The 25122-nt window shown below is 66.2% G+C and carries 23 protein-coding genes; 15 read left to right on the plus strand and 8 right to left on the minus strand.

The genetic code is table 11. The features are described 5' to 3' along the window. Window positions 1-139 precede the first annotated feature (139 nt). Window positions 140-1600 carry a serine hydrolase gene (locus KBA48_RS05105; protein WP_292903921.1) on the plus strand — a complete coding sequence of 487 codons (1461 nt, stop codon included), beginning with the start codon at window positions 140-142 and terminating at the stop codon, window positions 1598-1600. A 158-nt stretch (window positions 1601-1758) separates the two neighbouring features. Here the strand turns inward: KBA48_RS05105 and KBA48_RS05110 are convergent, their stop codons facing one another. From KBA48_RS05110 to KBA48_RS05120, 3 genes are read right to left on the minus strand one after another with little or no spacing between them, the layout of a single operon-like run. Further along, window positions 1759-2898 carry a DSD1 family PLP-dependent enzyme gene (locus tag KBA48_RS05110; RefSeq protein WP_292903922.1) on the minus strand — a complete coding sequence of 380 codons (1140 nt, stop codon included), beginning with the start codon at window positions 2896-2898 and terminating at the stop codon, window positions 1759-1761. Next, window positions 2895-3725, minus strand: coding sequence for a M55 family metallopeptidase (locus KBA48_RS05115; protein WP_292903923.1), 831 nt, complete (start codon window positions 3723-3725; stop codon window positions 2895-2897). The genes KBA48_RS05110 and KBA48_RS05115 overlap by 4 nt, the downstream gene beginning before the upstream one ends. Then, window positions 3722-4459, minus strand: coding sequence for a TetR/AcrR family transcriptional regulator (locus KBA48_RS05120; RefSeq protein WP_292903924.1), 738 nt, complete (start codon window positions 4457-4459; stop codon window positions 3722-3724). Before KBA48_RS05120 ends, KBA48_RS05115 begins: the two co-directional genes overlap by 4 nt. 100 nt (window positions 4460-4559) lie before the next feature. On the opposite strand from KBA48_RS05120, the gene KBA48_RS05125 reads away from it, so the two are divergent. The 4 genes from KBA48_RS05125 (at window position 4560) to KBA48_RS05140 (ending at window position 10369) form a co-directional block, all read left to right on the plus strand. After that, window positions 4560-5051: a MaoC family dehydratase gene (locus KBA48_RS05125; RefSeq protein WP_292903925.1), complete on the plus strand. Its 492-nt coding sequence runs from the start codon at window positions 4560-4562 to the stop codon at window positions 5049-5051. Window positions 5052-5056: 5 nt separating this feature from the next. Further along, window positions 5057-6373 carry an MFS transporter gene (locus KBA48_RS05130; RefSeq protein WP_292903926.1) on the plus strand — a complete coding sequence of 439 codons (1317 nt, stop codon included), beginning with the start codon at window positions 5057-5059 and terminating at the stop codon, window positions 6371-6373. After that, window positions 6370-7959 carry a class I adenylate-forming enzyme family protein gene (locus KBA48_RS05135; protein ID WP_292903927.1) on the plus strand — a complete coding sequence of 530 codons (1590 nt, stop codon included), beginning with the start codon at window positions 6370-6372 and terminating at the stop codon, window positions 7957-7959. The genes KBA48_RS05130 and KBA48_RS05135 overlap by 4 nt, the downstream gene beginning before the upstream one ends. 244 nt (window positions 7960-8203) lie before the next feature. After that, entirely contained in the window at window positions 8204-10369 is a 2166-nt protein-coding gene (locus tag KBA48_RS05140; protein ID WP_292903928.1) for a TonB-dependent receptor, read from the plus strand. Window positions 10370-10471: 102 nt separating this feature from the next. Here KBA48_RS05140 and KBA48_RS05145 read toward each other — a convergent pair whose 3' ends face one another. From KBA48_RS05145 to KBA48_RS05155, 3 genes are read right to left on the minus strand one after another with little or no spacing between them, the layout of a single operon-like run. Further along, complete coding sequence (locus KBA48_RS05145; RefSeq protein ID WP_292903929.1) at window positions 10472-10918, minus strand: thiol-disulfide oxidoreductase DCC family protein; 447 nt, start codon at window positions 10916-10918, stop codon at window positions 10472-10474. Then, window positions 10915-12285, minus strand: coding sequence for a sigma-54 dependent transcriptional regulator (locus KBA48_RS05150; protein ID WP_292903930.1), 1371 nt, complete (start codon window positions 12283-12285; stop codon window positions 10915-10917). Before KBA48_RS05150 ends, KBA48_RS05145 begins: the two co-directional genes overlap by 4 nt. Continuing rightward, window positions 12282-14114 (minus strand): sensor histidine kinase, encoded by a 1833-nt coding sequence (locus KBA48_RS05155; RefSeq protein ID WP_292903931.1) that lies wholly within the window; start codon window positions 14112-14114, stop codon window positions 12282-12284. Before KBA48_RS05155 ends, KBA48_RS05150 begins: the two co-directional genes overlap by 4 nt. A gap of 180 nt (window positions 14115-14294) precedes the next feature. Between KBA48_RS05155 and KBA48_RS05160 the strand changes: the two genes are divergently transcribed. The 10 genes from KBA48_RS05160 (at window position 14295) to KBA48_RS05205 (ending at window position 23744) form a co-directional block, all read left to right on the plus strand. Beyond that, on the plus strand, window positions 14295-14639 hold the full coding sequence (locus KBA48_RS05160; RefSeq protein ID WP_292903932.1) for a hypothetical protein: 345 nt from the start codon (window positions 14295-14297) through the stop codon (window positions 14637-14639). Next, the gene (locus tag KBA48_RS05165) at window positions 14639-15937 is read left to right on the plus strand and encodes an SDR family oxidoreductase (RefSeq protein ID WP_292903933.1); all 1299 of its coding nucleotides are present in this window, start codon (window positions 14639-14641) and stop codon (window positions 15935-15937) included. Before KBA48_RS05160 ends, KBA48_RS05165 begins: the two co-directional genes overlap by 1 nt. Next, the gene (locus tag KBA48_RS05170; RefSeq protein WP_292903934.1) at window positions 15930-16400 is read left to right on the plus strand and encodes a DUF2269 domain-containing protein; all 471 of its coding nucleotides are present in this window, start codon (window positions 15930-15932) and stop codon (window positions 16398-16400) included. The genes KBA48_RS05165 and KBA48_RS05170 overlap by 8 nt, the downstream gene beginning before the upstream one ends. Window positions 16401-16403: 3 nt before the next feature. Further along, window positions 16404-16973 (plus strand): DUF4166 domain-containing protein, encoded by a 570-nt coding sequence (locus KBA48_RS05175; protein ID WP_292903935.1) that lies wholly within the window; start codon window positions 16404-16406, stop codon window positions 16971-16973. Between the two features lie 151 nt (window positions 16974-17124). Then, window positions 17125-18159, plus strand: coding sequence for a magnesium chelatase ATPase subunit I (gene bchI, locus KBA48_RS05180; protein ID WP_292903936.1), 1035 nt, complete (start codon window positions 17125-17127; stop codon window positions 18157-18159). Beyond that, complete coding sequence (locus KBA48_RS05185) at window positions 18146-19957, plus strand: VWA domain-containing protein (RefSeq protein ID WP_292903937.1); 1812 nt, start codon at window positions 18146-18148, stop codon at window positions 19955-19957. Before bchI ends, KBA48_RS05185 begins: the two co-directional genes overlap by 14 nt. After that, a complete protein-coding gene (gene bchO / locus KBA48_RS05190; protein ID WP_292903938.1) occupies window positions 19954-20862 on the plus strand; it encodes an alpha/beta fold hydrolase BchO in 909 nt (302 codons plus the stop codon). The genes KBA48_RS05185 and bchO overlap by 4 nt, the downstream gene beginning before the upstream one ends. Continuing rightward, on the plus strand, window positions 20859-22421 hold the full coding sequence (gene crtI, locus KBA48_RS05195) for a phytoene desaturase family protein (RefSeq protein WP_292903939.1): 1563 nt from the start codon (window positions 20859-20861) through the stop codon (window positions 22419-22421). The genes bchO and crtI overlap by 4 nt, the downstream gene beginning before the upstream one ends. Then, window positions 22418-23608, plus strand: coding sequence for a phytoene/squalene synthase family protein (locus tag KBA48_RS05200; protein ID WP_292903940.1), 1191 nt, complete (start codon window positions 22418-22420; stop codon window positions 23606-23608). Before crtI ends, KBA48_RS05200 begins: the two co-directional genes overlap by 4 nt. After that, complete coding sequence (locus KBA48_RS05205; protein WP_292903941.1) at window positions 23601-23744, plus strand: hypothetical protein; 144 nt, start codon at window positions 23601-23603, stop codon at window positions 23742-23744. Before KBA48_RS05200 ends, KBA48_RS05205 begins: the two co-directional genes overlap by 8 nt. Here KBA48_RS05205 and KBA48_RS05210 read toward each other — a convergent pair. Beyond that, window positions 23741-24484 carry a carotenoid 1,2-hydratase gene (locus tag KBA48_RS05210; protein WP_292903942.1) on the minus strand — a complete coding sequence of 248 codons (744 nt, stop codon included), beginning with the start codon at window positions 24482-24484 and terminating at the stop codon, window positions 23741-23743. The genes KBA48_RS05205 and KBA48_RS05210 overlap by 4 nt on opposite strands. 122 nt (window positions 24485-24606) lie before the next feature. Beyond that, the coding region (locus KBA48_RS05215; protein WP_292903943.1) for an FAD-dependent oxidoreductase at window positions 24607-25122 on the minus strand (516 nt) is incomplete at its 5' end.

A 25122-nucleotide genomic window follows, 5' to 3' on the forward strand; every position in this document is an offset into this window, starting at 1 on the left:
CTCTGGGAAGAGGGTGGGGACCGTTCCAGCAGCATGCAGGAGCGGCTTGACAAAGCCATAAATTAAATATGATCTCATACTCAGTTATTTCATCCACGCAAGCCCCTTGCGAAGCGGGGCCGCCAGAAAAGTCGAGAAAATGACGATGAAACCGCTGTCGCCCGCCCCTCTCTCCCCTTCCCTGTCGCGCCGTGGCCTGCTGGGTCTGGCGGGGGCATCGACCCTGGCCGGCCTTGTCCCGGCCGCAGCACAGGCCGCCCCGGCGGCGTTGGCCGCGTCGGCCGACCCGTCCGCCGCCATCGACGCCATCATCGGCACGGCCATGGGCAAGGGCGGCTTCCCCGCCATGGTCGTGGCGGTGGAGAAGGCGGGTCAGGTGGTCTATCGCCGGGCCTTCGGTCTGGCCGATGTGGAAAACGCCGTGGCCGCGACGCCGGACCATGTCTTTCCCATCGGGTCGGTGACCAAGACCATGACGGGCCTTGCCCTGATGCAACTGGTCGCGGCGGGTACGCTGGGGCTGGATGACCCGGTCGGGCGCTATGTCGATGGCCTGCCGCCGCCGGTCGCCGCCTTGCCCCTGCGGCAACTGGCCGACCATCGGTCGGGTCTGGTGGGATATCTGGAGGCGCCGGGCTTCCCGCTCTACAGCCAGAAACCCTTCACGCGGGAGGAGGTGGTGGCCGCCTTCAAGGACCTGCCCCTGCAATTCACGCCCGGTACGCGCTGGAGCTACACCAATTCCGGCATCTACCTGCTGGGGCTGGTGATCGAGAAGGCATCCAGCCTGTCCTATGAGGAATATCTGGCCCGGCATCTGTTCACGCCGTTCGGCATGGCGCACAGTTCCATGGCGGGCTGGAGCACTTTGATCAAGGGGCGCGCCCATGGCTATATGCCGGGCAAGGATGGGCTGCGCAATGCCCCGCGCTATGATCCGCTGATGCCGTTCGCCGCCGGTGCAGTGCTGTCGACGGTGGATGACATGCTGCGCTACCGCCGCGGGGTATTTGGCGACGGGCCGACCGTGCCGGTGGTGCGCGAGCTGATCTTGCGGCGGGAACGGCTGTCCAGCGGCACGCTGCTGCCCTATTCTCTTGGCTGTCTGGCCGTCACGGAATTCGAAGGCCACCGCAAGCTGGGCCATCCCGGCGATATTTTCGGCTTCTCCTCCCAATATGCCTATTATCCCGACGATGACGTGACCATCATCATCCTGACCAACCTGCAGGGCAGCCCGCTTTCCGTTGTCTCCGTGGAGCAGAAGGTGGCGCGGGCGGTGCTGGGCCTGCCGCAACCCGTCACCACGGACAAGACACTGACGGAGAAGGAGGCCGGGCGCTTCAGCGGCCGGTACGCGGTGGGGGAGATCCGCTTCGCCGTCGATCAGTTGCGCTTCTTCTTCCGCGATGGCGCCCTGTACGCCGTGTTCGGCAGCCAGGCGGAAGATGCGGAAGGGCTGCCTCTGCGCTACCAGGGCGGGGACCTGTTCGTGTCCGCCCTGGACGACGAACACCGCTTCCGTTTCCTGGGCAAGGGTGCGCGGCGGCAGGTGCAGATGTTCTATTATGGCAGCGTGTTCACGGCGTCGATTCTGTAGGGGAGCAGGGCAGTGCAGTGAACGCCATCGCGCCCCTGCACGGCGGCGGCCGCCGCCGTGCAGGGGCGCGTGCCGCGTAGCCGAACCGCCGGATGGTGGCGCTGGCGATTGAAGCCCTGTGATCGGTCACGATCACAGGGACGCCGCATAACGCGCGGTTATTGTGAGCGGCCGCGCCCCGTGACGGGCCAGATATCGACCAGCATGTCCCCGCGCACGACATGCATATGGTCATAAAGATTGACCGTCGGGTCACAATGCGGGGGCATACAGGTCAGCACGGCACCGACGGGCAGATGATCGCCCGGCCGGGCAAACGTCACCCGCCCCTGTTCATCACCGAAGAAGGCGTAGCGGGCACCATCGGGCGCACCATCGATGATGACGGGCGGCCCCGCCTCCGTCGCGAAGGCCTTGCAGCCGGCATCGGTGGTGCATTGGCCGGGAATATTGGCGCTGATCACACTGGTCTGCACGAACAGGGCGGATTGGAACGGCACCGGCTCCCCCTTCTGTGTCCAGATATCGGCATATTCACGGTCCATGAAGATGTAGGAACCGACCTGCAGCTCCGTCAGCACCCGGAAGGACGGGTCCAGATCAAAACTGCCGGTGCCGCCACCGGTCACGATCGCCGGCGCCAACCCCGCCGCCGTCAGTTCCGTGCAGAGATCACCCGTCAGGGACAGTGCATCGGCCAGCACCCGCCGCCGCTCCACCCGTCCGGCCACATGCATGGCATGGCCGGCATAGGCCTGAACGCCCCGGAAATGGAGCGATGGCGCGGCGGCAACCCGCCGGGCCAGATCCAGGCCATCCGCGACAGAGGTGACACCCGTCCGGTTCAACCCGACATCCAGATCGACCAGCACCCCCAGGCGCAGGCCGACCGCCGCCGCGGCATCGGCCAATGCTGCGACATTGTCCGGATTGTCGGCGACGACCATCGTGTCCGGCGCCCGGTGCAGAAGCGCCATCAGCCGTGCGATCCCCCGCTCCGTCACCACGGGGGAGGTCAGCAGCAGGCCCGCGATGCCGTGATCGGCCAGGGCCTCTGCCTCCGCCAGTTTGGCGCAGCATTGGCCCGCGGCACCCGCCGCGATCTGCCGGCGCGCGATCTCGGCACTTTTATGGGTCTTGGCATGGGGACGCAGGGCCACACCCTGCAACCGCGCCATTTCAGCCATAGCCCGGATATTGTCCTCCAACCTGTCCAGATCCAGGACCAGGGCCGGGCTGCTCAACAATCGACGCGATCCCGGCCGCCCGACAAGCGTACTGTCGATCGAACCGGTCATGGTGAGGTCGCCATGCGGGCAAAGGCCAGGAACATCAGGAACCGCGACACGGCCAGGATATCGACGGCCCGGTACCGGATCGTATAGGCGCCACGCCTTTCCACCGCCGGCAGATAGGACAGCCATTCGGCCACGAAGCGGGTGCGCAGGTCGATCTCCAGTTCCACCGGCCCGTCGATGCGGTAGGGTTCGACCTTTCCCGCCAGGGCCACCGCCTCCGTCGTTGCCATGCGCAGGCGGGCAAGCGCCACGGACAGCGAGGGGTTCAGCGCCGAATAGCTGCCATAGGCCTGTTTCAGTGTCGCTGCGGCCAGATGGTCGCCCAGTTCGGACCGCATCTCCGCCACGCCGACATCGTCGCTGGCCACCATCAGCACGGGCACACCATAAGCACCGGCCAGGGCGGCACTGATCACGGCTTCGCTGGCCACAGTCCCGTTCAGGCGGATTTCGTGGATGAACTCGCTGCTCATCGTATGCGACAACACACCGCCGGGATTGCTGCCACCGGCATGATAGCCCACCAGGAAGCAGCCATCGAAGGGCCCGATCTCGATCCCCTGCATCATGCCCAGCGGCCGGGGCCAGGACCGCACAAGCTGGACATAATCGGGCAGCGCCTCCATCCGGATATTCTGGCCGTTGCCATGGCTGTCACTGACCACCAGTTCGGTCGCGCCCGCCTCCCGCGCTGCCTCACACACCGCGATGGTGCTCTGGGTCATCCAGTCGCGCGCGGCCTCATACTCGAAGCCGCCGGGGCGGGTATGCTCGCGGCTGACCACGCCGCAGATACCTTCGATATCAGCGGAGATGTAAAATCTCATGACGGATTCCTGCCAATGGCGGCCGGGGCCAACCAGTCGGCAAAGCGCGTCACCGCCTCGGGCAACGCGCCGCGCGGCGCCTGGTCGGGGTGCAGCACGCGCAGCCAGATCAGGCTGACCGCGTCGGCCACCGCGTCATCATCCATGCCCAGACCCGTCAGCAATTCATGCAATTCCGGATCGGGATAGATCACCAGCCGCCGTACCAGCTCGTCCATCATGCCGCCCAGGAAATACGCCGCCAGCATGGCATTACCCGTCTCCTCCCCCCGTCGGCGGCGCACGCCTTCGGCGATGCGGCGATACCAGGTGCTGTTGGCCGCCTGCGACAAGCGGGAAAATTCCGGCGCCTCGTCCCCCACCTGCAGGATACAGCGCATCAGCCCGGCATTGGCCCGGCAGACGGCAATCCATCGGCGGTTGGCCAGTTGGATCGACTGAAAAGCAGACCGGCTGCCCCCGTCGCGCGGAGCCTCCAGCTTGAAGAAATTGTTCAACAAATCCGTGAGGACGGTCAGTGTGACTTCCGTCTTGTCCTTGAAGTATATATAAAATGAACCCTCCGCAATCTCGGCAATTTCCGTGACGTCGGTGACACGCATCGCGTGATAGCCCTTCCTTTCAAGGGCCTTTGCTGTGGCAATCTTGATTCTCTCTCGCGTTCTCTGCCCTTTCTGCTTGGGCGGATCGTCGCGATAGGCCGATTCCAGATACTCTATATAGGATACGGTCATAATTTTTCTTTGCCGGCGCGCGTTCCGGCAATCCTTCATGATTGACACCTGAAATAAATGAGGCCAATCTCATAAAAATTCAAGCCACAATGAGACCGTGATGAACGACGCCCCCTTAAATGCCGGGCCCGGCTTCCTGATGCCGGGCGCCGAACTGGGCCCTTCTGCCTGGATCACCATCACCCAGGAGATGATCAGCCAGTTTGGCCGGACCACGCTGGACCCCGATCCCATGCATGTCGATCCGGATTGGGCCCGCGCCAACGGCCCCTATGGCGGTACCATCGCTTTCGGGTTCCTGACATTGGCGCTGCTGACCCATATGCTGCATGACGCGGCGGGCACCGCCCCGCATGTGGACCAGCGCGAGGCCGGGCATTTCCTGAATTACGGCTTCAACCGCCTGCGTTTCGTCGCCCCCGTGCGTTGTGGCGAGCGGGTTCGGGGCCATTTCAAGGTGACGGAGGCGGGTTTCGACAAGCAGGGACGCTGGCAGACCGTCATGGCCTGCGAGGTGGAAATCGAAGGGCAGGATCGGCCCGCCCTGGTGGCCGAATGGCTGTCGATGCATGTCGGTCCGGAACAGGAATGATCCCCATGTCGCCGGCACAGACCCGTTTCCGGGGTAGGGAGATCGGCCTTTACGCCGCCGGCTCCCTGGGCACCGGCATCTTCTCCACCGTGCCCTCCGTCCTGCTGCTTTATTTCTGTACCCAGATCCTGGCGATCCCGCCGGGTGTGGCCGCCCTTCTGGTCTTTGTGCCCAAGGCGCTGGCCCTGTTCTGGGACCCGTTCGTGGGTGGCTGGTCGGACGGCACCAACAGCCGCTGGGGCCGGCGGCGGCCGTTCCTGCTGCTGGGCGCACTGGGCACGGCGCTGGCCTTTATCGGGCTGTTCTCGCCGCCCGACCTGCCACAGGGCGGCGTGATCGCCTGGGTGGGTGGGGCCTATCTGCTGCTGGTGGCATTCTATGCCTTCTTCGCCGTGCCCTATGTGGCCCTGCCGGCGGAATTCGCCCCGCGCGCCGATGAACGGGCACGGCTGGTCGGATGGCGCATGGCGGTGGTGATGATCGGGGTGCTGGCCGGGGCCGGGCTGGCGCCGGTGCTGGTCGCTCATCTGGGCGGCGGGCGCCAGGGCTATGCCGGCATGGCGCTGTGGATCGGCGGGGCCTGCGCCCTGTTCATGCTGTGCCCGCTGCTGTTCCTGCGCGGACGCGACCGGCCGGACCAGGGGAAACGTGCCAGAACCGGCCCCCTCCTGCCCCCCTTCCGGCAGGTCTGGCGCGACCGGCCGTTCCGCCGGTTGCTGGCCGCCTACATCCTGATGCTGACGGCGGCGTCGCTACCGTCGGCTGCCACCCCCTATTTCATCACCGGCCCCCTGGAGCGGGGGGAGGGGGATATCGGCACGGCGCTGGGCCTCATGCTGGCGGCCGGCAGTCTGGCCGCCCCGCTGCTGGCCCGCGCCGGGCGACGGTGGGGAGACGGGCCTGTGCTGCGCGCATCGATCCTGACCTATCTGGTGGCCAGTACCCTCATCGCCGGCGGGGTCTGGCTGTCGGCTGGCTGGCCGCTGATCCTGGCCGGCTTCGCCCTGGCCGGTCCCGCCTTTGCGGGACAGCAGGTGCTGCCCTACACCATGATCAGCCACCTGATCCATGACCGCGCCCGTCAGGGAGCAGCAGAGGAAGGCGCCCTGATGGGCCTGTGGACGGCAGCGGAAAAGCTGGGCCTGGCGCTGGCGCCACTGGTCACGGGCCTGCTGCTGTCGCTGGCCGGGGGGGAGATCGCCGGAAGGCTGGCCCCGTTGATCCTGGCCGCCACCTTCCTGTTCGGCGCCCTGTCGCTTTTTCTGCTGCGTCCCGGCGCGGACGACGCATCCCCTGCCCAGACCGGAACAATCCCAAGATGACCCGCCCCCTGCCCCCGTTGCTGCCCCGGATCAGCGATTACGCGACCTGGCAGGCAAACCAGCAGCCCGACGCCATCGCGATGAAGCTGGACGGCGTCGCCACCACCTATGCCACCCTGGCCGCACAGGTCGAAGGGCTGGCCCGCGCCCTGCTGGCGGCCGGCGTTACAAAGGGCGATCGCGTCGCCAGCCTGCTCCCCCCCCATCCGCAATTTCTCGTCGATTTCCTGGCCACCGCCTCCATTGGCGCCATCTGGGTCGGGCTCAACCCGCGCTATCAGTTGGATGAGTTGCGGCATGTCGTGACCGACGCCGAACCGCGCGTGCTGCTGGGCCGGCAACGCATCGGGGAGCGGCGGTACGAGACGGAATTGATGGCGCTGACGGCATCCTGCCCGACCGTAACGCATCTGGTCCTGCATGACGCGGACGGCCCGATGCCGGGCGCGGTCAGCATTGCGGATTTCCTGGCCGCAGGCGAGGGGGTGACGGATGCGCCCCTGATCCGGGCGCGCGACGGCTGTGGCGGGCGCGATCCCTGCCTGATCGTTTATACATCCGGTTCGACGGGTCGGCCCAAGGGTGCGCTGCTGCATCATGAGGGGCTGGCCCGCTTCAGCCTGGGTCAGAACCGGCTTTGGCCGCTGGACCCGCTGCGCGTCATCAATTATTTCCCCATCAACCATGTCGGCTGCGTGGCCGACTGTACCCTGCCCTGCCTGGTGGCCGGTGGTACCCTGGTCTTCATGGAGAAGTTTGATACGGGCGAATGCCTGCGCCTGATGCAGGCGGAGCGCATCACACTGTGGGGATCGGTGCCCAGCACCTTTCCCATGCTGCTGGACCATCCGGACTTTGCCAGAACCGACCTGTCTTGCGTCGAGCTTATCGTCTGGGGCGGGGCGGCCATGGATGCTGCCACCATCGCCCGGCTGGCCAATGTGCAGCCTCGAATGGCCACCAATTACGGCATGACAGAAACGACCAGCGCCGTAACCGCCCTGGGCCCCGTCACCGATGCCGACTTGCTGGCCAACTGCGTCGGGCACGCCTTTGAAGGGGTGGAGATCCGGCTTGCCAATACCGATGGCCAGCCTGTGCCGGATGGCGAACCGGGGGAGGTGCAGACGCGGTCACCCCTGAACTTCCTGGGTTACTGGCGACGGCCGGAGGCCACGGCAGAGGCATTCACCGCCGATGGTTTCTTTCGCACCGGCGATCTGGCGGTGCGGCGTCCCGATGGGCGCTACCGCATCGTGGGACGCATCAAGGAGATGTACAAATCAGGCGGCTACAATGTCTATCCACGGGAGGTGGAGGCCGTGCTGCTTGCCTGTCCCGGCGTGACGGAGGCCGCCATCGTCGCCATTCCGGACCCGGTCTGGCAGGAGGTGGGCATCGCCTATATCACCCTGTCCACCCCTATGGACCTGACGGCGATGCAGGCATTCCTGCGTGACCGGCTGGCCAATTACAAGCTGCCGAAACGAATCATTCCGCTGGACGCGATGCCGCTGCTGCCCATCGGCAAGATCGACAAGGCGGCGCTGAAACAGCAGGCGCTGACCATGTCCGCCAGCGGTTGAACACCAGCCCTGAAAAGCATCCGGCGCGCACCAATCACGCGCCGGATGCTTTGGCACGCCTTCATCAAGGCGGGTTTTTCACACCAAATTTACAAAAATGAGATCACACTCATTTTTTCTTGACTGAGAACGCGGTTCGGCATTCGATCAAGGCAACGGCGCGGATGGAACAACCATCACCGCCCGGCCCCGTGCCGGCGGACATGCGCTGTCGGGAGCTTCACCTATTCCTGGGGGATCACAGATGAACAGACGAGTGATGCGCGGCATCGGCCTGTCCTGCGCGGCCATTGCCTTCCATGCCGCCCTGCCGGCGGCTGCACAGCAGACGGAAATGACGGGCATCGTGCTGGAGGAGATCGTGGTCACGGCCCAGCGCCGGGCCGAAAGCATCCAGGACACCGCCGTGTCGATCAGCGCCCTGACGGGCAGCGACCTGAAGGATGCCGGCATCGGCCGGCTGGAGGATGTGTCCAGCGCCCTGCCCAACATCTATATCGGGCCGCGTGACCTGCGCACCACCTCCATCACCATTCGCGGCATTTCGGCCGATCTGAACAATCCCGGCCTGGACCAGAGCGTGGGCGTCTATGTCGACGGCGTCTATATGGGCCGCGCCGCCACCATCAATTCCAACCTGTTCGATCTGGACCGGATCGAGGCGCTGCGCGGCCCGCAGGGGACGCTGTACGGCCGTAACACCGTGGCCGGCGCCGTCAACTTCATCACGCGCAAGCCGACGGCGACGCCACGCACGGCGGGCAGCCTGTCGTTCGGCAATTACAGTGCGGTACGCGCCAATGCCGTCACCTCCGGCGCGCTGACCGATACGCTGTTCGCCTCCATCTCCGCGTCGATGGACAAGCGCGACGGTCTGGTGGAGAACCTTGCCACCGGCACCGACCTGGACGATGTCAATGGCATCGGCGGGCGCCTGACCCTGGTCTATGACCAGGGCGGGGATTTTGACCTGACGCTGCGCGCCGATGCGTCGCGCGACCGCACCAATGCCGGCGCCTATGACGTGCTGAGCAACGGCGTCATGGCCGGCACGCCACTGGCCGATGCCGATCCCTATGACCGCCTGGTCAACCAATCCACCGACACCACCCAGCGGCGCGACGTTTATGGGGCGTCGGCGGAACTGAACTGGCGGGCCGAAGCCGGGACGCTGACCGCCATCACGGCCGGTCGCGGCTATAAATGGGACAATATCCAGGAGAACGATTACACCGTTCTCGACATGCTGGACACGGGCATCAAGGAGAAGCAGAGCCAGTTCTCCCAGGAAGTGCGCTTTGCCAGCGATGCGGCGGAACGGTTCAGCTATGTGGTCGGCGCCTTCTATTTCGACCAGCAGCTTGACACCCTTTCCAAGGTGCAGGTGGGCACCGATCTCGGCATCTATCCGACACGGCAGCCCATTTCGATCTATGCCGATGTCAACACCAGGAGCTACGCCGCCTTCGGCCGCGCCACCTGGCGCCTGGCCGACAGCGTCAATATCGCCGGCGGCCTGCGTTACACCTATGAAGAGAAGAAGGTCGATTTCCGGCAGGATGGCGATCCGTTCGGCGCCGTGGCCGGATCGATCCCGCGCCGACTGATCAAGGGGGATGAAGACAAGATCTCCCCCTCGCTGACCCTGGAATGGCGGCCCCAGGATGATCTGCTGACCTATGCCGGCTACAGCCAGGGCTACAAGTCGGGCGGCTTCAACATCTATTCGATCACGGCCACGGACGATGCGGGCTATCGCCCGGAAAATGTGGACAATTATGAGATCGGCGTCAAAAGCGAGTTCCTGAACCGGCGTCTGCGCTTCAACGCCTCGGTCTTCTTCATGGATTACCGTGACCTGCAACAGAACCAGCTTGTCACCACGCCGGGCGGCATTTCCCGCTTCCAGACGGCCAATGCCGCCAAGGTGGAAAGCAAGGGCGTGGAACTGGAACTGACCGCCATTCCCCTGCCGGAACTGCAGGTGACGGCCAATTATGGCTATGTGGATGCCACCTTCACCTCCTACCCCAATGCCACGGCGACGGGGGCCGATTATACCGGCAACCATCTGGCCCTGGCTCCGGCCCATACGTTCAGCGCGGCGGCGGAATGGACGCAGCCGCTGTCGGGTGATCTGGAACTTTATCTGCGGGGCGAGGTCAGCCATCGCAGCCGCATCTATTTCGCATCGAACAACCGGTTCGGCGACCCGTCCCTGACCTTGCTGAACGCCCGCGTCGGCATCGGGCCGGAGACGGGTGACTGGCGGCTGACCCTGTGGGGCCGCAACCTGACCAAGGAGACCTACGCCATCAACCGGTTCGAAGGCGCCGTCCTGGCCGGTCAGGTCGTGCACGCATTGGGCACACCCCGGACCTACGGGATGGAACTGTCGTTCCAGTTCTGACAAGGACCCGATCACGATCACACCAACGGTCGAAATCAGTCTGTCTTGTAAATTGTCCATCCCGTGCCGCCGGAAACAGAGGGTGCGGGATGGACGACAGGTTCAATTGAGGAAACGCCGGGACTGGTCCGGTGACGGCACCAGGCACAGGTCGCGCTTGCCGAACAGGCGGTAACGATTGTCGGCAAGCCGATCATAAAGCCAATCCGTCAGCCCTATCGGGAGAACCCCGAACAGTCTGGTCCATGACCATGGTGCCCGCAATCGGCGGGCCAGACGGAAAGCGGCCGTCGACCGCAGGGAGGCCACGCCATCATCGATATAGACGAAGCTGTTGGTGAGGTGCGGCATGCCAATGGCCGCCAGCACGGCCCTGCCCGCCACCGACTGTACCGCCGCGAACAGGATTTCATGGTCCGCCTCTGTCGCCAGGATGAAGCGCACCGAACCGTTGCACAGGTTGCACACGCCGTCGAACAGGCAGGTCGGCCCGCGCAGCAGCCGTTCCAGAATGGCAGGGTCGGGTGTGTCATGGTTCACATCGTTCATCGCAGGCCCATCCTGTCCATCTTCTTCAACAGACCCACGCGCGACAGGCCCAAAAGCCGGGCCGCGTGGGTGTGATTGTGCCCCACCTCTTCCAGCGCCTGGGTGATCAGCCGGCGTTCCAGCGCCACCACCTCCTGATCCAGCGTGCGGCGGCTGGCCGGCGCGGCGGCATCCATGGCCGGGGCCTCGGCCTCCTCCCCGGCGGCGAAACCCAGATCCGCTGCGTCGAGCAAAAGCTCATCCGCCGTTGCCGGCCCCGCCAGGGCGGCGGCGCATTCGACCAGGGCCCGCAACTCCCGCACATTGCCGCGCCAGTCGCGACCGCCCAGCCAGTCCAGCGCATCCGGCGTAAAGCGGGCACCCCGCCCCGATACCCGGCGCAGGAACAGGGTGGCCAGCACGGGCACATCCTCCGGCCGTTCCGACAAGGGCGGGGTGCGCAGCACCATGCCTTTCAGCCGGTAATAAAGGTCCTCGCGGAACGTCCCTTCCTGCACCATCGCCTCCAGGTCGCGATGGGTGGCGGCGACGGTGCGGACATCGGCCTTGCGCTGTTCGCGCCCCCCCACCGGCTGATAGGTGCCTTCCTGCAAAAAGCGCAGCAGCTTCACCTGCATGGCCGGTGGCATCTCCCCCACCTCATCCAGGAACAGGGTGCCGCGATGGGCCGTTTCCACCAGACCGGGACGGTCGGCATGGGCGCCGGTAAAGCTGCCCTTCAGATGGCCGAACAGCTCGCTTTCCAGCAGTTCGGCGGGAATGGCACCGCAATGCACGGTGACAAAGGGCTGATCGCGACGCGGGCCGCTATCGTGCAGGGCACGGGCCACCAGTTCCTTGCCGGTCCCGCTGGGGCCCAGCACCAGAACCGGAAGCTGGGTCGGCGCGATGCGCCGAACCAGATCGCGCAGACGGGCAAGCGCGACACTGGCGCCGACGAGGCCCAGATCGTCCGTGCCCCCCGTCGCCGCGCGCAGGCGCCGCAATTCCGCCAGCAGCCGCCCGCGCTCCAGCCCCCGGTCAACCACGACGCGCAGCAGGTCGGGGTCCAGCGGTTTGCCCAGGAAATCCCAGGCCCCACGCTCCACCGCCTTAAGAGCCATCGCATGGTCGGCATGGCCGGTGGTCACCACCACGGGCGCGGGGGCAAAGCGGGAGATCAGTTCCAGGCCCGCCACAGGATCGTGATACGGCGGCATGGACAGGTCCAGCAGGACCAGATCTGCAGGTTGCCGTCGGAAGGCGGCTTCCGCCGCCGCCGCATCGCCCGCCACCTCCACCTCATGCCCCGCATCGCGCAGCCAGGCGGCACCCAGGCGCTGGAAGGCCGGTTCATCATCAACCAGAAGGATGCGTGACGGGGTCATATCCGGTTCTCCAGGCGGTCGGGAAAAGTCAGGGTCAGGCAGGTGGACCAGCCCGGCCAGGCGCCCAACGCCACTGATCCGCCATGGGCGTCCATGATGCGGGCGACAATGGCCAGTCCCAGACCCGTGCCGCCCGGCCGGCGCGACACGAAGGGCTGGAACAGCCGGTCGCCGATTTCCGCCGGTATGCCCGGCCCATCATCACAGACATGGATGCGCACCCCGTCCGCCACCCGTTCGGCCATCACAGCCAGACGCTGGCCATGGGCGGCGGCATTCTCCAGCAGATTGACCAGCACCTGCCGCAGGCGGCGCGGGTCGGCCCGGATGGACAAGGCTGGATCGATCTCAGCCTCCACCTTCACACCCGGCAGACCGGACAAGGCCAGTGCAACCGCGTCCGCCACCGAGAGGGTCTGCGGTTCCAACCGGGTGCTGCCGGCATAGTCCATCACGTCGCGGACCAGCATCTCCATGCGGCCGACCTGCTCCGCGATCTCTGCCCGCACCGCCGGCGGCGCGCCCGTGGCCGCCATGGCGATGATGTTCAACGGATTGCGCAGGTCATGCGCCACGGTGGCCGCCAGTTGGCCCAGTTCGGCCAGCCGCGCCTCCTGCTGGCGCTCCCGCTCCGCCCGGGCCAAGGCCTCGGCCCGATCCAGCCGACCCGCCGCATCGGCCAGACAACCCGCGAACAGGCCGGCGGCGTGGCGGGGCCCGGGCGGGGCGTGGTCCCAGCCCGCAAGGTGGCATCGCCACCCCCGCGCATCCCGCGACAGAAGCAGGGCTGGGACAGGGCCATCCGCCATCTCCAGCCGCACCGCGACGGGCAAGCCCAGATGCAAGCTGATCAACCGGGAGGCGCAATCCAGCAATCCCCGCCAATCGGCAGGCTGCGCCAGATCTTCGCGCCAGGTTTCCAGGTCCGCCGCCGAAACCTCCCCGCCGGGAAAGACCAGCCGGTCGGCCACCTTGCGCAGCGGCGTCAAGATCGCCAGCGCCGCGAAGGTCATGCCCGTCATCAGCAGCCAGATCTCAACCCCTGCGAACGCAGTGCCGGCCGCCAGCGGAAAGGCCATCACAAGCGTGGTGGCCGCCGCCATCAACCCCATCAGACCCAGCCAGACCAGCATCCGCCGCGCCCACAGGTTCACATCCATCAACTGGTAGCGCAGGATGCCATAGACCAGCGCCAGCGAATAAAGCGGCAAACCCAGTACCGGCCAGGGAAAGGCGTCAATGCCCAGCGCCGGGAACGCAAAGCCCGTCAGGCTGGCCAGTCCGATCAGGCTGGCGGCACAGATGGCCGCCGCCTGCCGGCGCCTCTGCCCGGTCAGTTCCAGCCAGCCCTTGGCCAACCGCAGATGGCCCACCACGGATAACAGACCGCAGACACCGGCCACTGCCCAACCCGTGGCATTCGGGATGAAGACACCGCGAAAATCGCGCCACGCAACCACCTGCCCCGGATCACTGACAAGGCCCAGCACGCTCGTCGCCACCGCCAGCCCATAGGCAACGCATGCCGATGGCCCCGTGGCGCCGCACCGGACGAAGGACAGTACCAGATGCACGAAAACGGCCGACGGCAGCGGGGCCAGCGCCAGCAGCACGCCGACCATCCCATCGCTGGCCGGCCCAACCAGCGGCGGCAGCGCCTGCCCGCCGCTCCATGCCGCCACGCCGATCAGGAACAAGGCCAGCAGCCGCGCGCCGGGCACCGGTGCAGCCTTCAACAGCAACAACAGGGCCAGTCCGACGCCAGCCAGCGCCGACAGCGCCAGTGCGCCGACATAGAACAGAACGGGGGGCATGGTTTCTGTAAACATCGTTGACAGCATCCTAGCAGGAACTGTTCACACCGTTAACGCCGCTGCTTCCCATTTGAAGCCAAACGCGCCGAATTCCGGCCTTCACGGCGCGGGTCACGCACATGGCATGCCAATCGCATTGATGGTATCCGGGTGACCCTTCCGGGCGCGCCGAAACCGACGGAACGGAGATTTGCCATGGCCTCGCTTTCCCTGACCCTGGTGGGCTGGTTCATCACGCTGGCCCTTTCCTCCATCGCCGCCGCGGCCTTGTGGCGGCCGTTGCTGGTGCTACTGGGTGATCTGTGCGGCACTGAACAGCGGTCGCGCTTCTGGACCATCTGGTCCGTGGCGATGGTGATCCTGGTGCCGATGCTGGCAGTGTCGGCTGTCAACCTGAACGGCGACGTGGTGCAGGTCCTGCGCGGCGTGGTGTTCTATTCCGTGGGCGGCATCGTGACGGCGCTGCTGGGCATGGGCTATGCCATCTGGACGCGCACGCCGCGTGCAAACGATCTGCCGGCACGACGGGAGGTGATGTGATGCGCATTCTGATCGTGGGTGCCGGCGGCTTTGTCGGCCGGCACCTGCTGCCCCGGCTGACCGAGGGGGGCGACACGCCCGTCGCCGCCGGTCGCGATCCCCGCCGGCTGCAACGCCTGTTTCCCGGTATGGATTTCCTGACCTGCGACATGGCCCGTGATACCGCAGAAGATTGGCGGCCAAGGCTGACCGGCATTGACGCCGTCGTCAATCTGGCGGGCCTGATCCGCGATGGGGCCGGCGCTTTTGAGGCCGTGCATGAACGCGGTGCCCAGGCCTTGTTCGATGCCTGCCTGGCCGTCGGCGTCCGCCGTGTCATCCAGCTTTCGGCCCTGGGTGCCGATGAAACGGGAACCAGCCGCTATCATCGAAGCAAGAAGGCGGCGGACGATCATCTGGCTGCCCTGGACCCTACCGGCCAGCGCTTGGACTGGGCCATCCTGCGCCCGTCGCTGATCATCGGACGCGGCGGGGCCAGTACGGAGATGCTATGCGCCCTGGCCGCCGCACCCCTGCCCCTGCGTCTCGGCCCTGGCATCTGGCGGGTGCAACCGATCCATATCGATGATGTCATCGACGTGATCATCCGCCTGCTGCACCATACACCGCCCTTTGCCCGCCGGCTGGACCTGATGGGGCCGGAGCCGATGACGACGGATGGGGTCACGCAAACTCTGCGCGCTTGGCTGGGTCTGCGCCCCGCCCAATTCCTGCCCCTGCCGCATGCCTTGCTGACCCTGGGTGCAGTACTGGGGGACCGGTTCGGGCTGGGACCGGCATCGCGCGACAGCCTGTCCATGCTGGCTGCCGGCAATGTCGGCGATGATGGTCCCATGCGCGCGATCCTGGGTCGCCCGGCCCGCGCCTTGCCGGCCGCCCTGGCGCGGCATCCCGCCATGGCGGGGGACCGCTGGCGGGCGCGGTTGTTGCCGCTGACCATGCCGCTGCGCCTGCTGCTGGCAGCCATCTGGATCTGGACCGGCACCGTGTCGATGGGTCTCTATCCCGTAGCGGACAGCTATGCCTTGCTGGCACCACTGGGCCTGACGGGGTTGTCGGCCACCATCGCGCTCTACACGGGCGCCGTGCTGGACCTGTTGCTGGGGCTGGCCCTGCTGTGCCGCTGGCGACCGGTGGCAGTTGGGGCCGCACAACTGGTCCTGATGACGGGGTACACAATCCTGATCAGTCTTTACCTGCCGGACCTGTGGCTGCACCCGTTCGGAGCGATCACCAAGAATCTGGCCGTCGCGGGCGCCACGCTGGCCATGATGGCGATGGAGGCGGATAATGGATGACTACATCCTGCTGAAATATGTCCATATCATCAGTTCGACGCTGCTGTTCGGCACGGGGCTGGGCACGGCTTTCCATGGCTGGATGGCCAACCGGTCGGGCAACCTGTCCGCCGCCGCCGTGGTCAACCGCAATGTGGTGTGGGCCGACTGGCTGTTCACGACGCCGGCCGTGATTGCACAGCCGGTTACGGGCGTCTGGCTGTCGCGCATCACGGGATATCCGATGGATAGCGGCTGGCTGCTGGCCGCCATCCTGCTCTATCTCCTCGTGGGGGCCTGCTGGCTGCCGGTGGTCTGGTTGCAGATCCGGATGCGGCGCATGGCCGAGGCGGCGCTGGCCGAAGGGACGGCACTGCCGCCCCTCTATCACCGCTATGCCGCCATCTGGTTCGCACTGGGCTGGCCCGCCTTTATCGGCGTGTTGGTCATCTTCTATCTGATGATTGCCAAACCGGAGTTCTGAGCCATGACGACACAGGGCACCCCCCTTTTTCGGTACTTGCTGGGTCCTGCCATCGACCTGCTGCCCGATGCCGTCCGCCATGTCCATGACGGGCATGGCTGCCTGGAACTGTCGGGACTGGCGCAGATCGATATGATGCCGGGCCTGCTGCCCCGGCTGATCTGTACCCTGATGGGCCTACCCGAGCCCGGCCGCGAGGTGCCGGTGACCGTCATCTTCGATCGTACGCCTATGTGGGAGCATTGGCGTCGCCGCTTCGGCAACCGCCGCTATGCCAGCAGCCTTATGCCGGGCTCAGGACGGGATACCGGCCTGCTGGTCGAACGGATGGGCATCATCACCAATATCTTCCGCATTGATGCCACACCCGACGCCCTGCATCTGACATTGGTACGCTGCAGGTTCCTGGGCCTGCCCATGCCGGAATGGCTGGCCCCGCGTTGCGCAGCGGTGGAGCGGGCGGCGGATCAGGATTTCACGTTCGATATTCCGATTGATCTGCCCTGGCTGGGCCGCCTGATCCATTACCGGGGCCGCATGCGCAAGCACGAAACCGGGCCGGATAAAACCTGACCGATTGGGACCCCCAACAAGCCGGTAAGATTCCACCGCTTCGTCCGCATGACGCTTCACCCCGCAATCACCCAGGTGTCAATTTCCCCTTCATCTGGCCGCAAAATAGTGTCAATATTTGTTGACACATTCCCACAGCGGAACAGACCCCATGCCCAGCCCATTTCCGTTCTCTGCCATCGTCGGCCAGGAGGATATGAAGAAGGCACTGCTGATGGCTGCGGTGGAACCGTTGCTGGGCGGGGTGCTGGTCATGGGCGACCGGGGCACGGGAAAATCCACTGCCGTGCGCGCCCTGGCAGAGCTTTTACCGAAGATCGAGACGCGCGCCGGCTGTCGCTATAACTGCCTGCCGGGCGATCCCCAACCCGCCTGCGCCAATTGCCGCGCAACCGGTGCGGCCAAGCCCGCAACGGTGAAGATCCGGACGCCGATGGTGGACCTGCCCCTGGGTGTGACCGAGGATCGGGTGTGCGGGTCGCTTGACATTGAAAAGGCGCTGGTGGCGGGGGAAAGGGCGTTTGAGCCGGGGCTGCTGGCCACCGCCAATCGTGGCTTCCTCTACATAGACGAGGTCAACCTGCTGGAGGATCATCTGGTCGACCTGCTGCTGGACGCGGCGGCGTCCGGTGTGAATGTCGTGGAGCGTGAGGGGCTGAGCATCCGGCATGCCGCACGTTTCGTGCTGGTCGGCAGTGGCAATCCCGAGGAAGGCGACCTTAGACCCCAGTTGCTGGACCGCTTCGGCCTGTCGGTCGAGGTGCGCACGATCATGGATCTGAAAATGCGGATCGAGGTGATCCGCCGCCGGGATGCCTATGAAGCCAATCCGGATGGTTTCGTCGCCGACCGGGCCAAGGATGAGGCCGCCATCCGCAACAATGTCGTCGCCGCCCGCAAGATCGTGAAAAAGGTGGAGGTGCCGGACGCCATCCTGTTCCGCATGTCCCAGCTTTGCATGCGGCTGGGCATCGATGGCATGCGCGGCGAACTGACATTGCTGCGGGCCGGGCGCGCGGCGGCGGCGCTGGCCGGACGCATGACGGTGACCTGGACGGATATCGAAGAGATTGCGCCCATGGTGCTGTGCCACCGGCTGCGCCGCGACCCGATGGACGAGGCGGGAACGACGCCGCGCATTGAACGGGCACTGGCCGCCCTGGATGGCGGACATGGCCATGCATGAGGCGGACGATATCGACGGGATGTGCAACAGCATGCACCGTCAGAGCGAGGAGCGGTGGCACCTGGCCTTGACGGCGGCCCGGATCCTGGCGACGGGTGGGCCGGCGGTCGGCGGCCTGTGGTTGACCGCCCGCGCGTCGGGCGTACGCGACCGCTTTCTGGCGCATCTTCGGTCACTGACGCTTTCAGGCCCCAGCGTGCGGCTGCCGCCGGGGGTCACGGCGGCGACATTGGGCGGTCATCTGGATATTGCGCGATCGCTGGCCGAGGGCAGGATGGCCTGGGACAGCGGCATCCTGGCCACCGCCGATGGCGGCATGCTGGTCATCCCGATGGCAGAACGGCTGGAGCCGGGAGCGGCGGCGGTGATTGCCGAGGCGATGGATACACAGGTCTGCCCCAGCCTGCGACCCGGCCCGGATAGAACGGTAACGCGCGTTCCCTGCCGCTTCACCGTCGTCGCCTTGGATGAGGCCGCCGATCAGGAGGAGGCGCTGCCAACGGCCTTGGCCGATCGGCTGGGTCTGCATATCAACCTGGACGGCGTGGCGCTGGGGAGCAGCGTCGTGCCGCCGGTCCCGCCGCAGACCCATGACGACTGGCAATCCGTGGGAATTGCGGATGGAGTGCTGGAGCCACTCTGCGCCATCGCGACGGCTGCCGGTCACCGGTCGCTGCGCACGCTGCACCACCTGTCACGGGTCGCCCGCATCCATGCTGCGATCTCGGGGCGCGACGCGGTCGGGGCAGAGGACGCGGTTGCGGCGCTTCGACTATGCATTGGCGTCGAACCACCCCAGGCCCAGCCGAAACCGGACCAGCAGGCGGCACCGCCGCCCCCACCCGCAGAGAACCGGGCGCCATCACCCCCCGGTCCGCAGGAGGGGGAGGACGGGGCAGAACAGGCACTGGACAGCCTGACTGAATTGCTGGCCGCCGTCGAACAGGGCCGTATCGACGGGCTCTCGCTGGCCAGCGTTGAACGCGCCGCCCGTCACGGCCGGAAGAGTGGCAAGGGCGGGGCCGCGGCACGCAACGCCCGTCGGGGCCGACCCTTCGCCACCAGCAGCAGCCCGCCCTTCCTCGACGCGCGACCCGATCTGCTGGAGACATTGCGGGCAGCCATCCCGTGGCAGCGGTTTCGCGCCCGGCTGCGGGGTGGTTCGGGCGATGCAGCAAGGCTGCGTATCCATAAGGAGGATTTCCGCTATCGGCGGCGCCGGCATGAACAACCTTCCACGGCCATCTTCATCGTGGATGCGTCGGGATCGACGGCCCTGGAACGGCTGGGTGAAACCAAGGGCGCGATCGAGCAATTGCTGGCCGATTGTTATGTCCGGCGTGACGAGGTTTCGCTGATCGCCTTTCGCGGAAAGGCGGCGGAAATCCTGATGCCACCAACCCGGTCGCTGGTATCGGCCAAACGGAGGCTGTCGGCTATGCCCGGCGGCGGCCCCACACCGCTGGCCTCCGGGCTGGAGCGCGGGCTGGAGATGGCCCTGTCCGCCCGCCGGCGGGGCAGCACACCCATCGTGGTGGTGATGACCGATGGCAGCGGCAATATCGCGCTGGATGGCACCGCCGATCGGGCCCTGGCCGGACGCCAGACCGAACGGATCGCCAGACTGTACCGGGAACATGGCCTGACCTGCATCTGCATCGACATTGCGCGACGACCACGCGACAGCGTGACAAGCCTGGCCGGGATGCTGGGGGCTGAACTGCACCTGCTGCGCCAGGCCGATGCCGCACGCATGTCGCAGATCGTGCGGACCACGATGCACAGGGCGCCGCCATGATGATGGGCAGGGCCTGGCTGGATTGGGATCGGGATGGACAGGACTGGCCCCATCGGGCGGCCAGCCGCTTTGTCGATACGGCCGACCTGCGCTGGCATATTCAGGAAATGGGGCCGGAAGGGGCGCCCTTGCTGTTGCTGCTGCATGGAGCGGGGGCATCCTGCCATTCCTGGCGGCACCTGATGCCCCCCCTTGCCGGCGCGCACCGTGTCGTCGCCCTGGACCTGCCCTGTCAAGGTTTCAGCCGGCCACGCCGGCCCGTGGACCTGTCGCTGACCGGCATGACCCGGTCGGTGCAGGCCCTGATCACCATCCTGGGCCTGACGCCGGCCGCCATCATCGGCCATTCCGCCGGGGCGGCCGTGGCGGTCAGTCTGGCCGCCGCCAGCGGACGACAGACGGGTCCGCTGGTCATCGCCATCAACGGCGCCTTTCGGCCGATCCGGGGTGACAGGCTGTTCTCTCCCCTGGCCAAGATGCTGTTCGCCGCCCCTGTTACCGCGAAGATTTTCTCCCTGGCGGCGCGGGGGCGGTGGTTCGGGGACAATCTGCTGACCGCCACCGGGTCCGCCATTGATGAAAAGGGTGCGGCACTGTATCGGCGGCTGCTGACATCGGCGGGGCATGTGCAAGGTACACTCGGGATGATGGCCGCCTGGGACCTGAGCCGGTTCGACCGGATGCTGGCCGCCCTGCCGCTCCCACCGACCCTGATCGCCGCGAAGGATGACCCGATGGTGCCATGCGGGGATTCCCGCCACGCGGCGGAATGCACCACAGGGGCGCGCCTGTCGCTGGCGGATCGCGGCGGTCACCTGCTGCATGAATGCCGGGCCGATCTGGTCAGCAATCTGGTCACCGACGCCGTCGCCGCGTGCCCATCCAGCAGGGTGGACGCCGCATGAACATGATCCACCCCCGCCCCAGGGCCGAGGCACAGGTCCCCGATCCTTCCCGACCGCAGGCCATCGTAATCGGGGCTGGTGTCGGGGGGCTGTCCACGGGCGCCCTTCTGGCCGCACGCGGCTATGGCGTGACCATCATCGACCCGCTGGACGCACCGGGCGGGCGAGCTTACGCCCACCGGCTGGACGGGTATGTTTTCGATGCGGGCCCCACCATCATCACCGCGCCCTGGATGTTCGAGGAATTATGGCGGGATTGCGGGGGGCGGCTGTCGGATGATGTGGAACTGCGGCCCTGCTCCCCGTTCTACCGCATCCGTTTCGATGACGGGGCCTGGTTCGACTATTCGGGCGATCCGGCCGCGATGGAAGCGGAGGTCGCGCGGTTCGACCCCGCCGATATGCGGGGATATCGCAGTTTCATGGATGAAAGCCGGCGCATCTATGAGGTCGCGTTCGAGCAACTGGCCCATCGCCCCTTTCACAGCCTGACCTTCACCGCCCGCACCCTGGTCTCGCTGGCGCGGCTTGGCGGCTATCGCTCCGTCCATTCGGTCGTTTCAAAGCATTTCCGTAATGATCGGCTGCGCACCATCTTTTCCTTCCACCCGCTGCTGATCGGCGGCAACCCCTATTCCGCCACCTCCTTCTACTGTCTGATCGCCCATCTGGAGAGCCGGTATGGCGTGCATTACGCCATGGGCGGGACCAATGCCCTGGTCCAGGGCATCGCCAATCTGGTGCGCCGCAATGGCGGCACGATCCGTCTGGGCGAAACGGTCGACACGATCATGACGCAGGGGCGACGGGCCACGGGCGTGCGCCTTGCCAGTGGCGAGACGATCGCGGCCGACATCGTGATTTCAAACGGTGATCCGGCCACCACCTATGGACGCCTGCTGCGCCACCATCCAAGGCGGCGCTGGACCGACGCAAAGATCGCCCGGGGCGATTATTCCATGGGGCTGTTCGTCTGGTATTTCGGGACCAACCGTCGGTATGAGGATGTCCATCACCATACGATGCTGTTCGGGCCGCGTTACCGTGGCCTGTTGGACGATATATTCCACCGGCAGCGGCTGGCCGATGATTTCAGCCTGTATCTGCACCGGCCCAGTGCCGTCGACCCCGGCGTGGCCCCCGATGGTTGCGATGCCTTCTATGTGCTGAGCCCGGTTCCCAATCTGGGCGGGTCCGTGGATTGGCAGGAGATGGCGGAAACCTATCGCCAGCGCATCGCGGCCCATCTGTCGCGCACCATCCTGCCCGATCTGGAGCGGCATATCACCGTCTCACACCTGGCGACGCCGCTGGATTTCCGTGACCGGCTGCTGTCATGGCAAGGTGCCGCCTTCGCCCTGGAACCGAAACTGCTGCAAAGCGCCTGGTTCCGGCCCCATAACCGCAGCGAGGAACTGGACAACCTGTTCCTGTGCGGGGCGGGCACCCATCCCGGCGCGGGCCTGCCCGGTGTCCTGTCATCGGCCCGCATCGTCGCAGGCCTGGTGCCCAACGCCAGAGACTTTGCCGGCCGCAAAAGGGGGAGCACGCCACCATGACGGAATGGATGCCGGCAACGGATGGCGGGGCGGCAAACAGGGAACCGCCCGAGGGATATCATCTGGCGCGGCCCCTGCCGGGGCGGTCCATCGACCTCAATTATGGGTTCACCGGCGCCGGGATCGACCTGGACAGTTGTACCGCGTCCATTCGGCGCGGGTCGAAATCATTTCACATCGCTTCGCTTCTGCTGCCCCGCCATACCCGGCAGGCGGCGCACGCGCTGTATGCGTTCTGCCGGCATTCCGACGATCTGATCGACGATCAGGCGCGGCGTCCCGACGCGCTGGACAGGCTTCGCCATCGGCTGGACCGGCTTTATGACGGGGCACCGTGCGATTATGCCTGTGACCGGGCCTTTGCCCGGATCGTGCAGAAACACGCCATCGCCAAGGCCATTCCGCTGGCCCTGCTCGACGGGTTCGCCATGGACATGGAGGGGCGGCGGTTCCACACGATCGGCGAGGTGAAGGATTATGCCGCGCGGGTGGCGTCCAGCGTGGGATTGATGATGTCGCTGGTCATGAACGAAGGCGACGCCTGGACACTGGCGCGGGCTGCCGACCTGGGGCTGGCCATGCAATTGACCAATATCGCCCGCGACGTTGGCGAGGATGCGCGCAATGGCAGGCTTTACCTGCCGCTGGACTGGTTGCGGGAAGCGGGGATCGACGCCGAGGCGTTCCTGGCCGCCCCCCGTTTTTCGCCCGCCCTTGGCCATGTCGTCCAGCGTCTGCTGACCGCCGCCGACCATCATTACCAGCTTGGCCATGCCGGGATCGCGCGGCTTCCCGCCAATTGCCACCATGCCATCCGTACCGCCGCCCTGACCTATCAGGATATTGGCCGCAGCATCGCGCGTAACGGGTTTGACAGTGTCAATCATCGCGCCCACACCACCCTGCCCCGCAAGCTGGCCCTGGTGGTGCGGGCCGTGCAGCCCGCCTTGCTGCCGGCCGATATCGCCCGCGCGGCGGAAACCGCGCCGGCCGATCCCGCGGTGCTGCGTCTGGTGACGGCGGCGGCAGCTTCCTTCCAACAGGCACGGGCAGCGGCACCGCATCCTTATCCATCCTCGAGCCTGGAAAATGTGGCCTCGATCATGCTGCGCCTGCAGCTTCGCCACCGGGCGGAAAGACAGGCCCAACGGCAGGAACGGTGGCAGAAGGTGGGGCGCGTTGTTTGAGGATTATTTCGGCCTGATCGAAGCCGGCTTTGTCTTTGCCCTGGCTGTCGGCTTCTACATCTGGCAAAGGCTGGACCTGCGCCGGTATGAGAGACAGGACCGCGAACGGAAAAAGCCGGACGACGGCCAGGACTAACCCCGGAGCGCCCGGCGCGGCATGCGAAAGGGCAGCATCAGCCGCACCAGCGGATGGGACAGCCGCCGGCAGTCCAACGTTTCCTGCATCATGTCGAACCGCCGGCCATCAAGAACCGTCTCCACCCGCGACCGCGTGTAGAAGGGCGAATCCTCCAGTCGATGCAGCAGCCGCGGGGTGGTTGCAGGGTCACAGGCGATACCGGCACGCACCCCCCAGAAGCCACGCGGCAAACCCTGGCGGTCGGGCATGTGCAGCGGTTGCGGCCCCTGCCGGCCATCATAGCGCAGGGCAAGGCGGCGGCGGGTTCCCTGGCAAGCAAGCGCGTCATACAGGATCACGGTATCGCCATCGACACCTTCATGGCCCCTGGCCCAGTCCCAGCCGATAAAATCTTGTTCAAGGGCGCGGTCGCCGTAATTCATGTCGTGATAGGCCCGGCCCTGCCATCCCCCACCGGGCAGCGCGTCACAGGTGATTGTAGCCCTGGCGCGGGGCATGCGGGGTGACCAGACATGCCGTCCCGCAGGGTCGAGCGAGAACAGCCGGTCAGCGCAGATATCGGGGATCACTTCCACCCGGCCCGACACCGCCTTGGGCCACAGACGCTGACCCGGCCAGGGCAAGGCCGTTTCGGAAAAGTCGATCAGCAGCCGGTCGGCGCGCATCGACAGGCTGCTCCGCCCGATCCGAAGGCCATGCGCGTCGCGCCGCAAGCTGGTGCTGCCCCGCTCGGTCATGCACCAGAAGGAACCCGATGGTGAATAAAGCGCGACGTTGAACGCTACATGATCATCCGGCCGGCCCCGCCCCGACCAGTGATAATAGGGCGAGAAGACGGAGCCGATGAAGGCGATGATGGTCAGCGCGAATTGTCCGCAGTCACTGACCGCATCGGCATACCACCAGTGATAACCGCCGGATGGGACCGGCCGATCGAAGCCCGGTCCGCCATCAACCTTTCCGCCGCAATCTTCCCCGACAAGGCCGCCATCGGCACTCCCGGCCCCGGATGCACGCTGCCGCCCGCCAGATACAGCCCCCGGATCGGGCCTGACGCCGCCGGCCGTCGGAAGGATGCCATCGCGCCGTGGGACGCCATCCCATACAGGGCGCCACCCGTTCCGGGATACAGCCGGTGGAACCAGTCCGGTGTCGTCACCGACAGGGCCCGCCGGTCGTAGGTCAGCGTCAGCCCGTTCCGGGCAACGCGGCGTTCCATCGCGGACAGGCATCGGTCGATCTCGCTTTGCGTATAGACGTGGCTGTCGCCATCCGCCGGCATGTTCATCAGGCTGTACAGCCGTTCGCCCGCGCCATCACCGCACGGATCGCGCATTGCCCCAGTATCGGTCCGGTCCTGGGCACAGATATAAAC

Origin of the sequence: Niveispirillum sp. (genome assembly GCF_017996735.1) — a bacterium.
Taxonomy (GTDB): domain Bacteria; phylum Pseudomonadota; class Alphaproteobacteria; order Azospirillales; family Azospirillaceae; genus Niveispirillum.

Excerpts from the sequence above, each read along its gene's own strand:
- crtI (WP_292903939.1), top strand. The coding sequence starts at position 20,859 with ATGAACATGATCCACCCCCGCCCCAGGGCCGAGGCACAGGTCCCCGAT.
- KBA48_RS05105 (WP_292903921.1), top strand. The coding sequence starts at position 140 with ATGACGATGAAACCGCTGTCGCCCGCCCCTCTCTCCCCTTCCCTGTCG.
- KBA48_RS05145 (WP_292903929.1), bottom strand. The coding sequence starts at position 10,918 with ATGAACGATGTGAACCATGACACACCCGACCCTGCCATTCTGGAACGG.
- KBA48_RS05125 (WP_292903925.1), top strand. The coding sequence starts at position 4,560 with ATGAACGACGCCCCCTTAAATGCCGGGCCCGGCTTCCTGATGCCGGGC.
- KBA48_RS05120 (WP_292903924.1), bottom strand. The coding sequence starts at position 4,459 with ATGACCGTATCCTATATAGAGTATCTGGAATCGGCCTATCGCGACGAT.
- KBA48_RS05155 (WP_292903931.1), bottom strand. The coding sequence starts at position 14,114 with ATGTTTACAGAAACCATGCCCCCCGTTCTGTTCTATGTCGGCGCACTG.
- KBA48_RS05170 (WP_292903934.1), top strand. The coding sequence starts at position 15,930 with ATGGATGACTACATCCTGCTGAAATATGTCCATATCATCAGTTCGACG.
- bchO (WP_292903938.1), top strand. The coding sequence starts at position 19,954 with ATGATGATGGGCAGGGCCTGGCTGGATTGGGATCGGGATGGACAGGAC.
- KBA48_RS05135 (WP_292903927.1), top strand. The coding sequence starts at position 6,370 with ATGACCCGCCCCCTGCCCCCGTTGCTGCCCCGGATCAGCGATTACGCG.
- KBA48_RS05210 (WP_292903942.1), bottom strand. The coding sequence starts at position 24,484 with ATGACCGAGCGGGGCAGCACCAGCTTGCGGCGCGACGCGCATGGCCTT.
- KBA48_RS05165 (WP_292903933.1), top strand. The coding sequence starts at position 14,639 with ATGCGCATTCTGATCGTGGGTGCCGGCGGCTTTGTCGGCCGGCACCTG.
- KBA48_RS05115 (WP_292903923.1), bottom strand. The coding sequence starts at position 3,725 with ATGAGATTTTACATCTCCGCTGATATCGAAGGTATCTGCGGCGTGGTC.
- bchI (WP_292903936.1), top strand. The coding sequence starts at position 17,125 with ATGCCCAGCCCATTTCCGTTCTCTGCCATCGTCGGCCAGGAGGATATG.
- KBA48_RS05160 (WP_292903932.1), top strand. The coding sequence starts at position 14,295 with ATGGCCTCGCTTTCCCTGACCCTGGTGGGCTGGTTCATCACGCTGGCC.
- KBA48_RS05175 (WP_292903935.1), top strand. The coding sequence starts at position 16,404 with ATGACGACACAGGGCACCCCCCTTTTTCGGTACTTGCTGGGTCCTGCC.
- KBA48_RS05140 (WP_292903928.1), top strand. The coding sequence starts at position 8,204 with ATGAACAGACGAGTGATGCGCGGCATCGGCCTGTCCTGCGCGGCCATT.
- KBA48_RS05150 (WP_292903930.1), bottom strand. The coding sequence starts at position 12,285 with ATGACCCCGTCACGCATCCTTCTGGTTGATGATGAACCGGCCTTCCAG.
- KBA48_RS05110 (WP_292903922.1), bottom strand. The coding sequence starts at position 2,898 with ATGACCGGTTCGATCGACAGTACGCTTGTCGGGCGGCCGGGATCGCGT.
- KBA48_RS05130 (WP_292903926.1), top strand. The coding sequence starts at position 5,057 with ATGTCGCCGGCACAGACCCGTTTCCGGGGTAGGGAGATCGGCCTTTAC.
- KBA48_RS05185 (WP_292903937.1), top strand. The coding sequence starts at position 18,146 with ATGGCCATGCATGAGGCGGACGATATCGACGGGATGTGCAACAGCATG.
- KBA48_RS05200 (WP_292903940.1), top strand. The coding sequence starts at position 22,418 with ATGACGGAATGGATGCCGGCAACGGATGGCGGGGCGGCAAACAGGGAA.